12 protein-coding genes are annotated in these 18,845 nt (G+C 56.5%); 8 read left to right on the top strand and 4 right to left on the bottom strand.

Translation table 11 applies throughout. The features are described from left to right. The first annotated feature begins 43 nt into the window (after window positions 1-43). From ACZ5DH_RS13310 to ACZ5DH_RS13280, 7 genes are all read left to right on the top strand, one after another. Window positions 44-1,465 (top strand): efflux RND transporter periplasmic adaptor subunit, encoded by a 1,422-nt coding sequence (locus tag ACZ5DH_RS13310; protein ID WP_464254733.1) that lies wholly within the window; start codon window positions 44-46, stop codon window positions 1,463-1,465. Continuing rightward, complete coding sequence (locus ACZ5DH_RS13305) at window positions 1,466-4,585, top strand: efflux RND transporter permease subunit (protein WP_464254732.1); 3,120 nt, start codon at window positions 1,466-1,468, stop codon at window positions 4,583-4,585. Window positions 4,586-4,646: 61 nt separating this feature from the next. Next, window positions 4,647-6,218 (top strand): MFS transporter, encoded by a 1,572-nt coding sequence (locus ACZ5DH_RS13300; RefSeq protein ID WP_464254731.1) that lies wholly within the window; start codon window positions 4,647-4,649, stop codon window positions 6,216-6,218. A 271-nt stretch (window positions 6,219-6,489) separates the two neighbouring features. Further along, complete coding sequence (fliR, locus tag ACZ5DH_RS13295; RefSeq protein ID WP_464254730.1) at window positions 6,490-7,281, top strand: flagellar biosynthetic protein FliR; 792 nt, start codon at window positions 6,490-6,492, stop codon at window positions 7,279-7,281. A gap of 117 nt (window positions 7,282-7,398) precedes the next feature. After that, entirely contained in the window at window positions 7,399-8,145 is a 747-nt protein-coding gene (locus tag ACZ5DH_RS13290; protein WP_464254729.1) for a glycosyltransferase family 2 protein, read from the top strand. A 222-nt stretch (window positions 8,146-8,367) separates the two neighbouring features. Then, window positions 8,368-10,380 carry a glycosyltransferase family 9 protein gene (locus tag ACZ5DH_RS13285; protein ID WP_464254728.1) on the top strand — a complete coding sequence of 671 codons (2,013 nt, stop codon included), beginning with the start codon at window positions 8,368-8,370 and terminating at the stop codon, window positions 10,378-10,380. A 59-nt stretch (window positions 10,381-10,439) separates the two neighbouring features. After that, window positions 10,440-11,585 carry a glycosyltransferase family protein gene (locus tag ACZ5DH_RS13280; RefSeq protein ID WP_464254727.1) on the top strand — a complete coding sequence of 382 codons (1,146 nt, stop codon included), beginning with the start codon at window positions 10,440-10,442 and terminating at the stop codon, window positions 11,583-11,585. Between the two features lie 338 nt (window positions 11,586-11,923). On the opposite strand, the gene ACZ5DH_RS13275 is transcribed toward ACZ5DH_RS13280, so the two are convergent. The 3 genes from ACZ5DH_RS13275 to ACZ5DH_RS13265 all read right to left on the bottom strand — a co-directional run bounded on the left by ACZ5DH_RS13275 (window position 11,924) and on the right by ACZ5DH_RS13265 (window position 16,725). Beyond that, the gene (locus ACZ5DH_RS13275) at window positions 11,924-12,520 is read right to left on the bottom strand and encodes a hypothetical protein (RefSeq protein WP_464254726.1); all 597 of its coding nucleotides are present in this window, start codon (window positions 12,518-12,520) and stop codon (window positions 11,924-11,926) included. A 322-nt stretch (window positions 12,521-12,842) separates the two neighbouring features. Next, a complete protein-coding gene (gene gltX, locus ACZ5DH_RS13270; protein ID WP_464254725.1) occupies window positions 12,843-14,234 on the bottom strand; it encodes a glutamate--tRNA ligase in 1,392 nt (463 codons plus the stop codon). A gap of 457 nt (window positions 14,235-14,691) precedes the next feature. After that, window positions 14,692-16,725, bottom strand: coding sequence for a hybrid sensor histidine kinase/response regulator (locus ACZ5DH_RS13265; RefSeq protein ID WP_464254724.1), 2,034 nt, complete (start codon window positions 16,723-16,725; stop codon window positions 14,692-14,694). 277 nt (window positions 16,726-17,002) lie between these two features. Here ACZ5DH_RS13265 and argB point away from each other — a divergent pair, with 277 nt between their 5' ends. After that, entirely contained in the window at window positions 17,003-17,785 is a 783-nt protein-coding gene (argB, locus tag ACZ5DH_RS13260; protein WP_464254723.1) for an acetylglutamate kinase, read from the top strand. 146 nt (window positions 17,786-17,931) lie between these two features. Here argB and ACZ5DH_RS13255 read toward each other — a convergent pair whose 3' ends face one another. Beyond that, window positions 17,932-18,552 (bottom strand): nitroreductase family protein, encoded by a 621-nt coding sequence (locus ACZ5DH_RS13255; RefSeq protein WP_464254722.1) that lies wholly within the window; start codon window positions 18,550-18,552, stop codon window positions 17,932-17,934. Window positions 18,553-18,845 lie beyond the last annotated feature (293 nt).

The following is an 18,845-nucleotide window of genomic DNA, read 5'->3' as shown; positions in this document are numbered from 1 at the left end:
GAATAGCCAGAAAATGGCGTAGCGCCCGCCTCAAGAGGAAACGATGACCATAACCAAAAATGCCGCTAGACCCCGCAACGCCCGACTTCTCGCCGTCCTGACCGCCCTGCTCTGCCTCTGCCTGCTGCAGGCCGGTTGCAGCGACCAGGAACTCCCCGCAACCGACACGCCGCAAGCGCGCTATCTGCCCGTTACTCCCGAACGTCTTGTGCTGACCAGTGAACTGCCCGGTCGTGTGGCGGCCCTTGTCACGGCCGAAGTGCGCCCGCAGGTGGACGGCATCATCCAGCAACGCCTGTTTGAAGAAGGGGCGGTTGTGGCCAAAGGGCGGACGCTTTACCAGATAGACCCGGCCGTATACGAGGCAGCCAGAAATACCGCCAAAGCCGAACTGGAGGAAGCCCAGGTTCACGCCGCGGCCCAGCAGAAACGCGAAGCCCGCGTCAGGGTGCTGGCCAGGGCCAATGCCGTGAGCCAGCAGGAACTGGACGATGTGCAGGCCGAACTCGGCCGGGCCAGGGCGCGCGTGGCCAGGGCACGTGCCGCGCTTGAAACGGCGGAGATCAATCTTGACTACACGCGCATCAAGGCTCCTGTGGCCGGCAAGATCGGCAGATCCGCCGTCACGCGGGGCGCGCTTGTCACGGCCAAGCAGACAAGCCCTCTGGCGGTCATACAGCAGATCGACCACGTGTATGTGGACATCACGCAGCCCAGCGCCAGCATGCTGCGCCTGCGCCGCCTTGCCGCGTCCCTTGGCCCGGCCTGGGGAAAGAGCTCCAGCGGGGCACGCCTTATTCTTGAAGACGGCACGCCTTACGCCGCGCCAAATGCGCCAAATGCAGCGGGGGCGCAAAATGCGGCGGGCACGCCTGCTACGGCGGTGGCGGACATGGTGAAAGCACCCTTGGCAGCGGATACGCCAAATGCGCATGGGGCGGCCAATACGGCGGATACGGCAGGGGGCGGAACGCAGTGGATTACGGGCGACCTGCTGTTTGCGGAAATAAGCGTGGCCCAGTCCACCGGCAACGTGAGCCTGCGCGCCCTGTTTCCCAATCCCGAAGGCCTGCTTTTGCCGGGCATGTATGCCAGAGTGCTGATCGAAGAAGGCGTCATCGAAAACGCGCTTCTTGTTCCCCAGCGCGCTGTCATGGCTGACAGTGAGGGACGCCATTTTGTCATGACCCTGCAAGGCCCGCAAACGCCGCCACAAGGCGAGGACGCGGCCCCGGTCTTTACGGTGCGGAGAAAGAATGTGGAGCTTGACCGCCCCCACGGCAACCGCTGGCTTGTGCGTTCCGGCCTTGAAGCCGGCGACCTCGTGGTCATTGAGGGGCTGCAAAAAGCCGTACCCGGCGGCAAGGCCGCCGGAACCCTGTGGCAGGCGGAGGCCGGCGCGCAAGTCAGCGCGCAGCCCAGGGCCGACACGCAGGACAGCCACAAAAATCAGGGTGGGCGCTAGATGGCCGCGTTCTTTATCAACCGACCCATATTCGCCACCGTACTGGCCATTCTGCTCATGCTGGCCGGGGGCCTTGCCCTGCGCAGTCTGCCCGTTGCCCAGTACCCGGACATAGCCTCGCCGCAGATATCCATCTTCGGGCAATACCCCGGCGCTTCGGCGGCCACTGTGGACCAGAGCGTGACCCAGCTCATCGAGCAGCAGATGAAGGGCATCGACAACCTGCTCTACATGCATTCGTCCAGCGATTCGTATGGCAACGTGGAAATGGTGTTCACCTTTGAGGCGGGCAGCAATATCGATATTGCCCAGGTGCAGGTGCAGAACAAGTTGCAGCAGGCCATGCCCATGCTGCCGGAATCCGTGCAGCGCCAGGGCTTGCAGGTCAGCAAGGCAGTGGAAAACTCCTTTATGACCATAGCCTTTTATGTTGATGACGCCTCAATGAGCGCGGGCGAAATCAGCGACTATGTGGCCAGCAACCTCATAGACCAGCTCAACCGGGTAGAAGGCGTCGGCTCCACCACGCTATATGGCGGTGTCAATGCCATGCGCATCTGGTGCGACCCGGCGAAAATGGAGCAATTCCGCCTGAACCCGCAGGACATCGTGGCCGCCGTGCAGGCGCAGAACGCGCAGGTTGCGGGCGGTCAGACTGGCGCAGCGCCCGCCCTGCCGGGGCAGGAAACGAGCATCACGGTCAATGCCGCGTCGCGCTTGCAGACAGTTGATGCATTCCAGCGCATACGTCTGCGCACCGAGGCCGACGGTTCGGTGCTGCGGCTCGGCCAGGCGAGCCGCGTGGAGATCAATGAAGAAACCTTTATGGGTCAATCGCGCTTCAACGGCCACCCCGCCGTGGGCGTGGCCGTAAAGCTGGCCTCAGGGGCCAACGTCATAAAAACAACGGACGCCATCAAGGCCGAACTGGCCTCCCTTTCGCGCTTTTTTCCCCAGGGCATGCAGTATGCCTTTGCCGACGACAGGGCCCCCATTGTGGAAAAATCCATAAGTTCGGTGGTGCGCACCCTGCTGGAGGCCGTGGCCCTTGTGGTTGCCGTGATGTTTGTGTTCTTGCAGAGCTTCCGCTCCACGCTCATTCCCGCCATCACCGTGCCAGTTGTCCTGCTGGGCGTGTTCGCCGTGCTGTCGCTGGCGGGCCACTCCATCAACACCCTGACCATGTTCGGCATGGTGCTGGCCATCGGCCTGCTGGTGGACGACGCCATTGTGGTTGTTGAAAACGTGGAACGCCTCATGCGGGATGAAATGCTCAGCCCCAGGGATGCCGCGCTCAAGTCCATGCGGGAAATCACGGGCGCTCTGGTGGGCGTTGCCGTGGTCATTTCGGCCGTTTTTGTGCCCATGGCCTTCATGTCCGGGTCCACAGGCGTCATCTACCGCCAGTTTTCCATAACCATCGTCACATCCATGGTGCTGTCGGTTCTTGTGGCCATTGTGCTCACGCCCGCCCTGTGCGCCATCATGCTGCACACGCACGCCCCCGGCCAGGGCGAAGGCCTGTTTGGTCGCTTCAACCGCTGGTTCGACCGCCTGACGCGGCGCTACGCCGTCAGCCTGCGCCCCATGCTCGACAAACCCAGGCGCTGGGTCGGCTTCTTTGTGGCGGGACTCGCCATATGCGCCGTCCTGCTGTTCCAGTTGCCCGGCGCGTTTTTGCCGGAAGAAGATCAGGGCATACTTTTTCTCGATCTCCAGTTGCCGCCTGGGGCCTCCTTCGAGCGCACGGCCAAGGTGCTGGCGCAGGTGGAAGACTATTTTCGCCAGGACGAAAAAGAAGCTGTTGAAAGTGTATTTACTGTTATGGGCTGGAGCTTCAGCGGCACGGGCCAGGGTTCGGGCATGGCTTTTGCCCTGCTCAGGGACTGGAACGAGCGCGGCAAGGGGCAAGGGGTTTTTGACATCATGAACAGGGCCAATGCCCGGTTTGCGAACATTCCCGAAGCCCTGCTTTTTGTCATGGCTCCCCCTGCGGTTATGGAGCTGGGCAATTCCTCCGGATTCAGCATGCAGTTGATGGACAGGGGCAACAGGGGGCATCATGCCCTCATGGCCGCCAAGGACGCCCTGCTGCAAAAGGCCGCCACTCAGGAGGCCATCGCCTCTGCCCGGTACAGCGGCCTGGACGACGCCGAGCAGTACCGCCTTATTGTCGACAGCGACAAGGCCGGGGCTCTGGGCCTGGACATGAGCGTGGTCAACGGGGCCATCGGCGCATACTGGGGCGGGGAATACATCAATGACTTTGTGGACAAGGGCCGCACCAAGAAGGTGTACCTGCAGGCGGAACCGGCCTTTCGCTCCAGCGCGGAAGACTTTCGCCGCTATCATGTGCGCAACAGTGTGGGTGAAATGGTTCCTTTTGCCAGTTTTATTGATGTGGAATCCATCAACGCTTCGCCCAAGCTCACCCGCTATCAGGGCGTGCCCGCGGTGAAAATAGAGGGCGACGCGGCACCGGGGCAAAGTTCCGGCCAGGCCATGAAGGCCATGGCGGCCAGCGCCAAAGACCTGCCAGCGGGATTTGACTTTGCCTGGACAGGACTATCTTATCAAGAGATGCTTTCGGGCGATCAGGCGCCCATGCTCTATGCCATATCCCTGCTGGTGGTCTTTCTCAGCCTTGCGGCCCTGTATGAAAGCTGGAGCATCCCCGTATCCGTGCTGCTGGCCGTGCCTACCGGCCTTGTGGGCGCGCTTGCCGGGGCCTGGCTGCGCGGGCTGAACAATGACGTCTACTTTCAGATTGCGGTGCTGACCATTGTGGGCCTGTCCGCCAAAAATTCCATTTTGATTGTGGAATTCGCCCGCGCCCAGCACAGGGCCGGCAAAAGTCTGGTCGCTGCCGCCATTGAGGCGTCACGCCTGCGGCTGCGGCCCATCATCATGACCTCCCTGTGCTTTATCCTGGGCGTTATCCCTCTCGCGCTGAGCAGCGGGGCCGGGGCCGGAGCGCAGAACGCCCTGGGCACTGTGGTGATGGCGGGCATGCTTACGGCAACCGCGCTTGGCATTTACTTTACGCCGCTGTTCTTTGTACTGATTGTAACATTGCTGGGCAGACCATTGGCCGGAGGCGGCAACCGGCAAAAAAGCTGAAACTGCGGCGGCAGTGCCCCCCCGGCGCTGCCGCCGCGACAAAAACCTTTCACAAGTTTTTATGAATACGGATACTCCTGATACGCATAATGCGCCCCCGCAAAACGCTCCTGTCCAGAAGGGCCTCAACAGGGCTGCCCGCTGGCGGGTGCTTATGGCCGTCATGGTGGCATGGCTGCCCATTGCCACGGACATGACCATTCTTCATATCGCCGTGCCCTCGCTGACGCTTTCCTTACAGGCCACAGGCACGGAAATCCTCTGGATCATAGATATCTATCCCCTGATTATGGCCAGCCTGCTGGTGCCCATGGGCACGCAGGGCGACCGCATGGGCCCACGGGCGCTGTTGCTGGTCGGGCTGGTTATCTTTCTGGTCGCTTCGCTGGCCGCGGCCTTTTCGCCCACGGCCAGGGCCCTGATCATGTCCAGGGCGCTTCTTGCCGTGGGCGCGGCCATGATCGTGCCCAGCGTGCTGGCCATCATACGGATCACCTTTGAGGACTGGAAAGAACGGGCCATGGCCCTGGGCATCTGGGGCACGGTGAGCACCGTGGCCGCGGCCATGGGGCCTCTGGCGGGCGGCCTTCTGCTTGAGCACTTCTGGTGGGGTTCGGTCTTTCTCATCAATGTGCCCGTTATTCTGGGCATTTTACCCCTGGCGGCCATTTTGCTGCCCAAGCCACAAGTAAAAATGCGCGGCGCATGGCCCATCGGCCAGGCGCTCACGCTGGCGGCGGGCCTTATGGCCACGGTGTATGCGGTAAAGGCCGTCTTCAAACAGGGCGCGTCACTTCTGCTGTGCGGCGGCGCGCTGGTTTGCGGCGTCACGCTGCTGACGCTTTTTGTCCACCGCCAGCTCACAGCGCGCACGCCCATGCTTGACCTGGGGCTTTTCCGGCTGCCCGCCATCCGCGTTGGCCTTGTGACAGCCCTTATCGTTTCGGGCGCACTGGCTGGCGTGGAACTGACCATCGCCCAGGAACTGCAATTTGTTCTTGGCCGCACGCCTTTGCAGGCCGGCATCTTCATGCTGCCCATCATGGCGGCCTCCGCCGTGGGCGGCCCGCTGGCAGGAAAGCTGGTGGTCTTCGGGGGCTTGCGAAAGGTCTGCACGCTCTCGCTGCTGGCCGCAGGGGCCAGCCTTGCCGGGCTTGGCCTTGCAAGCTTTCACGACGCGGGCTGGCTTGTGGTTTCCTATATGGTGGTGCTGGGCCTTTCACTCAGCATCGGCCTGACGGCCTCGTCCATTGCCATCATGGGCAGCGTGCCGCCGGAAAAAGGCGGAGCCGCAGGGTCCATTGAGGCATTGGGTTATGACCTGGGCGCGGGACTCGGCATCACAGGTTTTGGCGTGCTGCTGGCCGCCAATTACAGTTCCGCCCTGCGGCTGCCGGCACAGCTGCGGCAAAGCCTGCCGCACAGCGTCGCGGATTCCATCAGCGACACCATGGTGGCAGCGGAACTGGCAGGCGGAGAACAGGGCAGGGCCATTGCAGAGGCCGGACAGGCGGCCTTTTCCGCCGCGCACAGCACGGTGCTGCTGTCCGCAGCGTTTCTGGTGTGCCTGCTGGGAATCTGGGTCTTCAACGGACTGCGCAACTACAATCCCGACGAACAGGGCAAAGCCTGATCCCGCGGAGCCCATCCCCACAAACATATCTGGGCGGGATTTCAGGGCGTTGCGGACCTCGCGTCACGCGCGGGTCATATTCCCTTGTATGTCCTGTGCCCTTCCTCGCCTGCGCCTGCGGTTTTTCTGCCCGGCGTCCTGCGCCCTTGCATGCCCGATGCATGCTTGGTTTCATGCCTCCTTCATACAAAACCGCCGCGCGTCACCCTTCTGACGCGCGGCGGCCCCAACAGGCTGTTTTCTTTGGCAGCCATTTTGCAAATCCCCCGGCATGGACGTGTTCAACTACAACCAGGCAGAGGTGCTGAGCCTCATACTTACCATGATGCGGGTAAGCATCGTCATGTTCATGCTGCCTGTGTTTTCCACCAACAATATTCCCGTGCAGGTCAAGGCCGCCATAACCCTGGTGTTCACGCTGGGCGTATGGCCGCATCTGGCGCTGCCGGGAAACCAGATGCCCGCCCACCCTTTCGACATTGTGATCATGATTCTGGGTGAAGCGGTCATGGGGCTGGTGCTGGGCATGGCCGTCAATTTTCTGTTCATGGCCATACAGGCCGGGGGGGAGCTGCTTGGCTTCCAGATGGGCTTTACCATGATCAACTTCGCTGACCCGCTCACCGGCAATCAGACGGGCGTCACGGCCTTTTTTCTCTGGATGGTCTCGCTGCTGACCTTTCTGGTGCTGGACGGCCACCTGTACATGATCAAAGGTTTTGCCGAATCCTTCAAGCTGATCCCGCCGGGCGGGCTCTTCATCGGTTCAAAAATCCTGTGGCAGATACTGCACCTTGCCGCGCAGATGTTCGTGCTGGCTCTGCAGATCGCGGCCCCGGTGATGGTGGCGCTATTTATGGTGGAAGTGGCCCTGGGCCTCGTGGCCCGCACTTCGCCGCAAATACACATTATGGAATTCGGCTTTCCGGCCAAGATCGGCGTGGGCTTTTTCTTTGTGGGCCTGCTGCTGGTCATTATGGCAGACCATGTGGAAACCTTTGTTCTGGGACTGGACGGCCTGTTCGCCAACCTGCTACGGTCTATGAGTCCTCTGTATCAGTAGCAACCGCGATTGCGGGTAAAGCAAAATACCTTGATGACGGATGGCGACACGCGGCGACACCAATAACAACCCTGTAGACATCTCCCCCGGTAGCAGGCGCAACATCGGCGGACACATATGAAATATTCCATCATCACAGCCGTACGCAACGGAAAAAAATATATCTCCCGACTGATGGCATCCGTGTTCAACCAGTCTTACCCGCATGTCGAGTGGATTGTGCAGGACGGCGATTCCACAGACGGCACGCTGGATATCCTCCGCCCGCACGCGGACAGAATCAAGCTGGTGTCCGAACCGGATTCCGGCGTGTACGACGCCTGGAACAAGGCGCTGGATCGCGCCACTGGGGACTGGGCCATTTTTTTGGGCGCGGACGATTTTTTTGTCAGCCGTCACTCCATCACCCAGTGCCACCGCCGCCTCCGCACGCTCGGGCCGGAGACCGTCATGGCCTTCGGCGCGCTGTTGCGCGGGCACGACGGCAAGATCGAGCACTTGCTGAACCGTACCATCTACCGGGTATATAACGGATTTCTTTCAGATATGGGCGTGCCCTTTCCCGCCACCTTCACCCGCCTGCCTGTGCTGCAAAAAGAAAAATTTGATGCCAGCTACAGGATAGCGGGCGATTTTGAATTCGCCGCGCGCATCCTTACAGGCAGCAATATCGCGCGTCTGCCTGTCATTGTGTCCTATATGGAAATGGGCGGCCTCAGCGACAATGCAGGCAACCGCACGCTCCTTGACGAGCGCGGGCGCGTGCTGCTTTCGCAAATCGCCCCCAAGGCCCGCGAACTTGTGGAAACCAGCGTCAGGCTTATGGCAGACATTGATGACAGCCTGGAAGAAATACCGACCTAGACCAGATTAACTTTGAAATGCTTCATATTTCAAAGTTGTCATTCTGTCGAAGGATGCGATTTGCGGCAGAATCCACGCCGCGTTGCGGAGCCCTGAACTCTTATTCATCTAGGCAGTTAGCCTTTTTTAAAGATAAAGGCTCTAGCGGAAAAAATTAATAAACATAAATCTTGCGCAAACTTCGGCGAAAAAGCAATTTAATGAAAAACGGAGACTAATAGCGTGAAAAAAAATCTCAAAATTGCTTCGCATTATGCGTCTCAAGAGGCTGGAACAAATGTTTCTGCTGATTCAGATTTTTCAAAATCTCTTGAAAACCTTGTCCGCACAATACGTCCCTTTTCCATTATTGAAACGGGCACATATCATGGCACTGGCACAACAGCGGCCATTGCGCGGGGCTTGGCCTCTATGCCTGAATTACAGAGCATCTTCTATTCAATTGAAGTAAATCCAAAAAACTATGCGATAGCATTGCGCAATCTTTTACAGAACAAACTATTTCCTTACGTCAGAGTATTAAATGGACTTTCACTCCCCCGCGATATGCTGCTAACCAAAGAGCAGATTCAAAAAGATTTCGTGGATTCTTGCCCCGATGTAGATATCTTTACTGATCATGAAGAATGGGAGCGTTCAGATAATTATTATCTGGAAACAAACCATATCGATGTACCCGACAATCTTCTTGGCCTCTGTTTAAAGCAATTTGATTTTTGCCCGGAACTCCTTGTTCTTGACAGTGCGGGACACCTCGGATTTATAGAATTCAACTATATAATATCACAACTAAACAGTCCGTGCTATCTTGCCCTTGATGACATCTACCATATAAAGCATCATAAAAGTTTCACTATAATGAAAAATGATGCCAGATTTAAAATCATAAAATCTTCAAAAGAAAAATTTGGCTTTTGCATTGCAAAATTTAATCCAAATACACCTTCAATAAAAACATCAAATGAAAAACAAATATCAAATTCTAATACTACTTTAAACCACCCCATTGCTAAAGAGATGGCATATTCAGAATTAGACTTTAACGCTATTGAAAGAATTCTTTATATCCGGCTTGACGGTATCGGCGACGCGATTCTTGCCAATGCACTTTTGGACAACTTACCAGAAGTATTCCCCAGTGCCCAAATTACTGTAGCTTGCGACCAAGCCTGCACTCCAATTTATGAGTCGAGCCCAGTTGTTGCATCTGTCCTTTCAATAAACAAGCATGCAACTTCTGATGAGGACTATCTTAAAAAATGCGTAAAACTGCTTAAAAGCTCAAAACCAGACTTAATCATTCAGACAACAAATTCTCTTCCGCCAGACATATCCGCACTAACATTGTCACTTGACACCCCTGTCTTGGGTGTAAAGTCTGATACAATAAATCAGACACAGCAGTACGCCGACGTGTACAATAACTCATTATCCTATCCCCTGACTATTACAAACGATATGCAAAGCGAACTAATGAAATACGATGAGATAGCAAAGCAGCTAGGATGTACCAAGTACACGCCAAAGGCAAAAATATGGCTCTCTGAAAAAAGCATTGAACAGGCAAAGCTACAATGGGCAGACTTAAATTTTGATCACAAAAAAACCATTGCGATCTTTTCTGGCGGGAGCATACCAAAGAGAAACTGCACAATTATTGGCAAGGCCCTTGTCGAAATATGCACACAGCATGATTTGTCAGTTGTTGCGCTGGGGGCCGAGGCTGAATACGGAATTAATGAAGAAAACATCCAACATCTGCGTTCTCAGGGGATTCGTACACGCAATCTTTCAGGAATGTTGGACATTCTGACTACCGCTGCATTCCTGAGCAAGTGCCGACTTGCTGTTGGAGTGGATACAAGCTTGGCCCATATTGCAGCCGCATTGGATGTTCCCCACGTGATTGTACTTAATGGTTCACAAGTGGGCAGATTTTTGCCTTGCCACCCGACGACCACCGCTGTGTGCCTTCCCCTTGAGTGCTTTGGCTGCGCATGGAGATGCCTCTACCCAGAACCGTACTGTTTGAGCGGCATTAAACCTGAGTTCATCAGCGCTGTTGTTGAGAAAGCAATATCTTCCCCCACGCCAAAAAGCGGAGCAGGTAGAATATTTCTACAACCTCCAATGACATGGAAACGAAAAGCAGATCGCCCACGCTGGCGTAGCCCGCAGGCTATCATCACGGCCCAAAGCCAATTACCTGAAGACCAGAGAATTACTTTTTTTTAAATCAAGCCTTTCACTAACGGCTAGCGCAATGCCCCTGCATTCGTTACATTGGATGTCATATGCAAAACAACAATTCAAATATTCGTGTACTTGAAATTGCATCATTCTACGAACAATACTTGATAAATTTTAACAGCAGACATCGGCATCTTAGAGATTGCAGTTTTACTTCACGAATTAACGGCTTTCTTCGTGATGGATTTGCAGCAACACATCAACCAATTACGTACATGCAGTCCTGCACTGGCATGTTTGTTATTGCCAATGACAAAATTGCTCAAAAAGCTTGGGCAAGAGAGCATAACATCCCGTTCACTGAAGATTGGAAATTTGACATTGTTCGTGAGCAGATTAAAATTTTTAAGCCTGACGTACTCTATGCGCTTGACTGCATTAACTATGATGGTTCCTTTATTAAAAGCTTGACCAACAAGCCACCACTTGTGGCAGGCTGGCGCGCAGCAGATGTTCCTTTTGGCACTGATTGGCATGACTTTGATCTTATCCTGTCTGGACTTCCCCGCATGTTACCGCTCGCCAAAGAGCTAGGTGCCGCTGATGCAAAACTTTATTACCCCGGAATGCCAGAATGGATAACCAAGGAAGTCATGAACATTCCGCAAGATACTGATATCGTTTTTGTTGGCAGTATCTCCCCAACCCAGCACAATCAAAGACGAATGCTGATTGATGCTGTTGCCCAGACGGCTATCAAACACAATTTTTCCTTAGCACTACATCTTACCTGCGATCCTTCGCTGGTTACACCAGCCATGCGGCCTTGGCTCAGGCCTCCTGTTTTTGGAGTTGAGATGCACAAAGCGTTGCGCCGTGGGCGCATTGTTTTTGACTGCCAAGGGGATATTGGCTTTATCCGACCAGATGGCAAGAGAATGGTTGATTTAGCCGCAGGGGACACAGCAAATATGCGACTTTTTGAGGCCACTGGCACAGGATCACTGCTGCTAACCCAGGCGATGCCTGGCCTTTCACGCCTTTTTAAAGTGGATGAGGAAATTATCTCCTTTTCCAGCGAAAAGGACCTCATTAGTAAGCTATGCTACTATCTGACACATGAAGATGAAAGGGCGACAGTAGCCCAAAAAGGGCAAAAGCGCTGCCTCACGGAGTGGAGCATGAAACGTCGTGCCCAAGTCTTCAAGGATATCATCCTTGAAAAACTCGCGCAGAAAAAGCATATTTAAATTTTTTGTCGACTATTTTTTGTATGAGTTCACTAGGTGAATGCAAATTGTTATTACACATTATACTTCTAAATATTATCTACAAGAAGAATACGATTCCCTCAAATAGCACCACAGTCTTTGATCCAGGCAAAACACTGTCGGAACATTTCCCAAGCACATAGATATTTCTTGCTACACCTTTTCCCACAATACCCCCCTACCTGGATTGCAGGCATCCCTCCCCCTACCAATTATTTCAAAGCGTAATACTCTGCATATGTAAGGGGAACTTCCACTGGGGATGCTCCTTGGCGTACTCGGCCTAGAAAATTACAAGCACCCAAAGAATCCATCCTCTATGAAGGATCAAACTGCGCGCGCTGCAGACACACAGTAAGCTTACGCCAATCAACAACATCTTTTTGCCGTAGTACAGCCGAAGTTTCTGCGCGATCAAGCACATCTACAAACTCAAGGATTGGATGATATACAGGCCTGTTCCAAAAATCGTGAAATAAAAGCAGAGGCTTTTGCTCACAATAAACGATACTTTGCAATGCACAAGCAAGCCTGAATCTTCCATCAATGAGAATAAAGTTCAAGGCCGAACAATCGATCAATTCCCATATTTCATTGTGATAATTCAGCCATTTTGGACTCACGTCTCCAGCGGGGTTACTGCATGAATTTTCTCTGATTGGACCGATGTCAGGCATATGTATCTTCAGACGGCCTTTTCCCAAAAAAAAGGCCAAAAAAGGATCCGCAACAAGACTTTCTATCCAGTTGCCGTCTCCTTCCACTGAACTAAGCTGTTTTGCACCATTTTCAAAAAAAAACCGCGTGCTTCCACCAGAGCCAAATTCCAGAGCCGTACAGCCAAAAGGAAGCCATTTAGAAAAAAGTTTAACTTCTGGGTCCGTCATCCACGGACTGGCAGGAATTTGTGCCATATCCCCCTCCCCAACTTGCACATTCTGGCTAGCCCCAAGTGCACTGGGGCAAATCAATTAGTCTCCCGAAGGGGGAGATTCATCTATACACAGACGCAGTATGGCAGCAGGTCAACGCGTGTACCCCAGAGGCGCCAGCTGTTGCGATCATTGAAGGTGCAAAAACACATCCCCTAGCTGTAGTGTGTCGCTTCACGCGCAAAACCCTTGCAGGTCACGCTAACGGGTATTGCCCTGTTCCTGACGAACATGTCTCCTGCATCGCCGCCCATTTCAGCAAGAGGGACGGCGACGCAGGAGATAAAGACTTATGGGCAGCACCCTACCCCGCTGCCCTTGCCAGCCGGGCCAGGGTTTCGTCCTTGCCGAGAAAAGCCATGATCTCGTTCAGGTGCGAGCCGCCCATAAAGCCCATAAGGGCGGTACGCAGGGGCGGGGCCACTTCCTTGAACTTGAGGCCGTTGTCCGCCACATAGGCGTTAAGGGCGGCCTCGATATTTTCAGCAGTAAAGGGCTCGCAAGCCACGAAGATCGCGGCCAGCGCGCGCAGGTGCGCCTTGCCGCCGTCAGTCAGGTGCTTGACGGTGTCCTTTTCAGCGTACTCCAGATCAGCGGCGGGCACCAGCAAGGGGCGGAAGCTTTCGGCCAGAGCCTTGAGATTATTGGCGCGCTCGCGGAACATGGCGCACAGGGGCTCCAGCCTTTCCCGCGTCAGCACGCCAAGGCCCGCCTGCTCCACAAAGGGAGCCGTCAGCGCGGCCAGTTCGTTCAGGGGCATTTCGCGCATGAAATGGGCGTTGCACCACTCCAGCTTGGCGGGGTCAAAGGCCGCGGCCGCGGGATTAAGATTGCTGCCGTCAAAATATTCCACCAGCTCTTCGGGCGTGAACAGCTCCTGATTGCCGTGGGACCAGCCAAGGCGCACCAGATAGTTCACGAGAGCCTGCGGCAGCAGGCCGTCCTGCTGGTATTCGATAACAGCGCGCGCCCCGTGGCGCTTGGAAAGTTTTTGCCGGTCAGGGCCGAGAATCATCGGCACGTGGCCGAAACGCGGCACGGGCAGGCCCAGGGCCTCATAGATGAGAATCTGGCGCGGCGTGTTGGACACGTGATCGTCACCGCGAATGACGTGGGTAATGCCCATGTCATGATCGTCCACCACCACGGCCATGTTGTAGGTGGGCATGCCGTCGGCGCGGCGGATGACCATGTCGTCCAGTTCGCCCACATCCACGGCAATCTTGCCCTTGACCAGATCGTCAAAGACCACCTTGCCCGTCAGAGGGGCCTTGAGGCGCACGCAACGCCCTTCGCCCGGCCCCAGATCGCGGGTGCGGCAGCAGCCGTTATAGCGCGGCTTGAGGCCCTTTTGCCGGGCTTCTTCACGCATGGCCTCCACCTCTTCGGGGGTACAGGAACACCAGTAGGCGTGGCCGTTTTCCAGCAGCTTGTCCACATAGGCGTTGTAGAGGTCGGTGCGCTGCGTCTGATAGGCCAGATCGCCGTCCCAATCCAGCCCGAGCCAGCGCATGGAAGCCAGGATTGAATCGGTATACTCCTGCTTGGAGCGCAAAAGATCCGTATCTTCTATGCGCAGATGAAAGCGGCCGTTGAAATGCCGGGCCAGAAGCCAGCAGAAAATGGCGGTGCGCGCCCCGCCGATGTGCAGGTGCCCCGTGGGGCTGGGGGCGAATCGTGTAACCACTTGCGTCATGATGCTATCCTTGACTGGGCTTGTGAGACAAACAGGCTGTCAGCCTGCCTGTTCTCGTATCTTTGTTAGAGCATTTTAACTTTGAAAAAATGTAAATGCTCTAACGCTGCACGAAAGTGCAGCGCGCCACAACGTGGCGTGGATTCAGCCGAAAATCACATTTTTCGGCTGAATGAAAACTTTGAAATATGTAGCATTTCAAAGTTAATCTGCTCTAGAACAATTTCAAAGTGAAATTGTTCTGGCGACTGTGCAAGCATTGCCCGCCGCGAAGGCGTAAACGCAGCTTGCCTGCACTGTCAAACGCCGGAGCGGACGTCCTGTAAACGTTGGAAATGCACATTGCCAATTGATCTGTGCCGTCCCCAATATATTGCCGCAAGGCAGATTCTCGGACTCATTCAGGTTCTGAAGGCAAACGCCCGCAAAAAACTTCACCCGAACTCCGCCGTGATGTTCAAAGATTCTGTCTTTCCGCGTCGGAGGCGGCTTCGTGCCGCTCATCGCAGGTTCGTGCAAGGCGCTTGAGGGTCAGGGTCAGCTCCCTCACGTCAATGGGCTTGGTCAGGTGGGCGTTCATGCCCGCCTGAAGGCTGCGTTCCGCATCGCCGCGCATGGCATAGGCCGTCATGGCCACAATGGGCACATCCACAGCGCCGGGCATACCGCTGGCCCTGATCTCGCGCGTGGCCGTATAGCCGTCCATAAGGGGCATCTGCACATCCATAAGGACAAGGTCAATGTCGTCCGCATGCTTCTGCCAGACATCAAGCGCTTCCTGCCCATTGCTCACGGCCATGCACTCCACGCCCATGCCGCTCAGCAGCACTTCCATAATCTCACGGTTTATGTCCCCGTCTTCCGCCATGAGCACCCGCAGACCGCGCAGACAGCCATATTCCATTGCAGCATCGGCTTCCATGCTGGTCGGGGCGAACATATCCTCCTGGCCCACGCCAAAGGGCAGTTCCACCCTGAAAACACTGCCCTCGCCGGGTTCGCTCTGCACGGTGATGCGCCCGCCCATAAGTACGGCCAGACGGCGGCAAAGGGCAAGCCCCAGACCCGTGCCGCCGAAGCGGCGGGTTATGGAGGAGTCCGCCTGGGAAAAGGGCGTAAAAATACGCGCCTGTTCATCCCTGCTCATGCCGATGCCCTCATCGCGCACAAGACAGGCCAGAGTGATGCCATGCTGTTTGCGGCGCACCAGCTGCAAGTCTATGCGCACCGTGCCCCGCTCTGAAAACTTTATGGCGTTGCCGCCAAGGTTCAGCAGAATCTGACGCAACCGCAGGGCGTCGCCTGTCAGGGTTGGCGGTATGCGCGGGTCTATGCGGCTTTCGAGCGTGCACTTTTTGTGCTGCAGTCTCGGGCGCAGCAGGGCCAGCACGGCCTCGACCTCCCGCTCGGGCTGGAAAGGAAGATTTTCCAGCTCCATATGGTTGGCCTCAATCTTTGAAAAATCCAGAAGATCATTGATGATGTCCAGCAGTGATTCGCATGTGGAATGAATTTTTCCCACATAGTCCCGCTGCTGCGCATTGAGGTCAGTATTGAGCACAAGATGGGCCATGCCCATGATGCCGTTCATGGGCGTGCGGATTTCATGGCTCATGTTGGCCAGAAATATACTTTTGGCCGCATTGGCGGCCTCCGCGCTTTCCTTGGCCTCGCGCAGCATACGCTCATGCTGGCGGTGCTTTGTAACGTCGCTCACATAGCCCGCGATGCGGGGTTCATCCGGCGTGCCCACCACTTCGCAGGCCACGGCGAACCAGCAGAGGCCGCGCCAGGGGTGATTAACGCGAAGTTCCACATGCTCCTGAAAGCCCACTGTCCAGCCCTCGGAACGGCAAAGGCTCCGCCAGCGCCGCCTGTCTTCCGGCAGGATGCACTTTTCCACGGCCGCAAGCCGCTCTTCGGCGTTGGCCCCTTCACGCAGACCAAACTGTTCGTAAAAAACCTCGTTGCAGGTGAATTCCAGCCTGTCCTTGCGGCGGCCCAGTTCAAACACGCCCAGCCAGCCCAGGCGGCAGGCCAGCGAAAGCCGTGACAGACTCTCACGCAAGGCCTGATGGGCCGCATGCAGTTCGCTTATGTCCTGATGAAACCCGGCAACGCGCAAAATCGACTCGCTATCGCTTGAAACACGCCTGCCCCCGCAGCGCACGTGTATGGGGCCCCACTGCGGATGGTTGTAGCAGTAGCGCATCTCGCGCATGTCGGCATGATTTTTGAAATCTTCAAGCTTTTTCCATATGGAGTCTATATCACGCCTGTCCACGCGACTACGCCAGAATGTCGCGCACTCCTCCGGTGTGATATCATCGGGCACGCCCAGCAGACGGCGGGTGATCGCATTGGTGAGCAGGCGCGTAACGCCGCTGCCCATATCATGTTCGAGAACCCACAGGCCAACGCTGGCCGCCGCCAGGGCCTCCTGCCCCCAGGCGAGTCCTTCTCCAAAACCCTGTTGTGCCTCTAACACCATTTCGCCTCCATAAACTTGTGGTGCAGGCTAGCGTTTTTGGCCCGGCAATACAATGCCGTTTTGCAGCATCCACCCGTGCCTGTGACCACACGGCATTTCCGCGCAATTATTGCCGGAATCATCTGGATTTTGTCGCACATCCGACATGCTGTCGGCTTGCACGCCGCATGACGGGGTGCTAGTTTAGACAACTACCAGGATAAATCGAATACCACGTCACTGGGAATTTGCCGCGCCCATGCAGCGAGGCCGACCTCCCGTATAATGAGGAAGACGCATGAACAACGCCACCGTCGTTATCAAGTATGGCGGGCACGCCATGGACAAGCCCGAACTTTGCACGGCCTTTGCCACTGACCTGGCCCAACTTTCGGCCCAGGACATGGGCTTTGTGGTGGTGCACGGCGGCGGGCCTCAAATTTCCGCGCTGCTGGCGCGCCTGAAGATTGAAAGCCGCTTTGAAAATGGTTTGCGGGTCACCGACGAAGCCACAATGGAAGCCGTTGAAATGGTTTTGTGCGGCCAGGTGAACAAGGCTGTCGTGGCTTCTTTTGCGGCCCACGGCGCGCGGGCGGCGGGCATATCCGGCAGGGACGGCAATTTGCTGCGCGCTGCTGTAAAAAATCCCGCCCTAGGTCTTGTGGGCGAAGTGGAGGCCGTGGATCCGGCCCTGCTCCGTTGCCTGCTTGAAGGGGGTTTTGTGCCTGTTGTGGCTCCGGTGGCCAACGGCCCTGACGGGCAGGCCCTGAACATTAACGCCGACACGGCCGCAGGCGCGCTGGCCGGAGCTTTGGCGGCGGACTACTTTGTGCTTATCTCCGACGTGCCGGGCGTGCTGGACGCCGAGGGCAGGCTCATTACCGCCCTTACCCGCGTTGAGATAGAAAAGCTCCGGGCTGAAGGCGTCATTACCGGCGGCATGATTCCCAAGGTCGAATCCTGCCTGCACGCCCTTGACTCGGGCTGCCAGCGCGCGCTTATTCTTGACGGCCGTTCCCCGTCAAGCCTGCGCCGCTACCTGCTGGACGACGCGCCGCTGGGCACTGTGGTTATGAACTGAGCCCGTGCGGCCTTGCAAAAATGCCGAGAGGCAACCGAAAACTCCGGTTGCCTCTTTTTTTATGACGCATGCGCGCGGGGTGTCCGCGCTGGCACGCGCCGCCACGGACCGCCGTACCCTTACTGGATATTCCCAAGGCAAACGCGCTACCTGATGGAGCCCACACTCTGGGCTATAAGCACGCTCCAGCCCTCTGGCAGCGGCAGCTTGCCATCCAGTGCCGAGGCATTTGAGGCATGCACATAGTTGCCCAGCCCCGCCGATGCGCAGAACAGCCCCACATTCTGATATACCGACCCCACATGCATGCCCGACCATTTGCCCGCCGTGGGGGCCGCATACAGCAAGACCAGCGAACCGCCGCCAAGTTTGGAGCGCCAGTCGCCCTCCTGCACCAGGGTCAGGCTGTGTCCGGGTTCATAACGCCATACGCCATCGTCCAGCGCCACAAAAACCTGCACTTCCTGCCGATTCATGGCTGAAGGCGCGGTGCGGCGTCCGTCTTCGCGGTTGACGCCCCAGGCAGCCCAGAGCAGATCGCTCAATTGCCGCGCCGGAAGTGGCGCGCCGCTGTACCCGCTTTTGGTTGAATGACGCTGGGCCAGCGCCTGCATAAGCGGCATGCCGCCGGTTTTATCCGGAGCGGGCAGTTCCATGCGCCGGGCGGAAGCATCCGCCGCAGCGGCGCTGGCGGAAGCCGGGGGAAGCACGGCCAGAGAGGCCATTGACAGACAAAAGGCAAGACCAAGTCGAATACTGCGGATCATAAATCCTCCATAAATGGCTGCCGCCCGTGGGCGCAAAAAACGCGCCGAAGACTATTTTCGGGGCGGACAGAAGACGTCTGAAGTATGCTGCTGTTCGCAACAGCTTTCAAGCGGCTCCACACGGACAAGGCGGACAGGCCAGATGGCCGGCGGGCGCAAGAGCGGCGCGCAAGTACGGCACGCCAATGCCGTCACGGGCCTGCGCGCATGCGCCGGAAGCGTGTTCGTCCGCCGTAAGGAGTTTTTTAGAGCGTTTTAACTTGAAAAAGTGTAAATGATCTAACGCTGCACGA

It is taken from the genome of Desulfovibrio simplex, assembly GCF_055387835.1.
The sequence above is the reverse complement of the archived record's forward strand: the minus strand, read 5'-3'. Positions and strand labels throughout refer to the sequence as shown.

Excerpts from the sequence above, each read along its gene's own strand:
- ACZ5DH_RS13310 (WP_464254733.1), top strand. The coding sequence starts at position 44 with ATGACCATAACCAAAAATGCCGCTAGACCCCGCAACGCCCGACTTCTC.
- ACZ5DH_RS13305 (WP_464254732.1), top strand. The coding sequence starts at position 1,466 with ATGGCCGCGTTCTTTATCAACCGACCCATATTCGCCACCGTACTGGCC.
- ACZ5DH_RS13300 (WP_464254731.1), top strand. The coding sequence starts at position 4,647 with ATGAATACGGATACTCCTGATACGCATAATGCGCCCCCGCAAAACGCT.
- fliR (WP_464254730.1), top strand. The coding sequence starts at position 6,490 with ATGGACGTGTTCAACTACAACCAGGCAGAGGTGCTGAGCCTCATACTT.
- ACZ5DH_RS13290 (WP_464254729.1), top strand. The coding sequence starts at position 7,399 with ATGAAATATTCCATCATCACAGCCGTACGCAACGGAAAAAAATATATC.
- ACZ5DH_RS13280 (WP_464254727.1), top strand. The coding sequence starts at position 10,440 with ATGCAAAACAACAATTCAAATATTCGTGTACTTGAAATTGCATCATTC.
- ACZ5DH_RS13275 (WP_464254726.1), bottom strand. The coding sequence starts at position 12,520 with ATGGCACAAATTCCTGCCAGTCCGTGGATGACGGACCCAGAAGTTAAA.
- gltX (WP_464254725.1), bottom strand. The coding sequence starts at position 14,234 with ATGACGCAAGTGGTTACACGATTCGCCCCCAGCCCCACGGGGCACCTG.
- ACZ5DH_RS13265 (WP_464254724.1), bottom strand. The coding sequence starts at position 16,725 with ATGGTGTTAGAGGCACAACAGGGTTTTGGAGAAGGACTCGCCTGGGGG.
- argB (WP_464254723.1), top strand. The coding sequence starts at position 17,003 with ATGAACAACGCCACCGTCGTTATCAAGTATGGCGGGCACGCCATGGAC.
- ACZ5DH_RS13255 (WP_464254722.1), bottom strand. The coding sequence starts at position 18,552 with ATGATCCGCAGTATTCGACTTGGTCTTGCCTTTTGTCTGTCAATGGCC.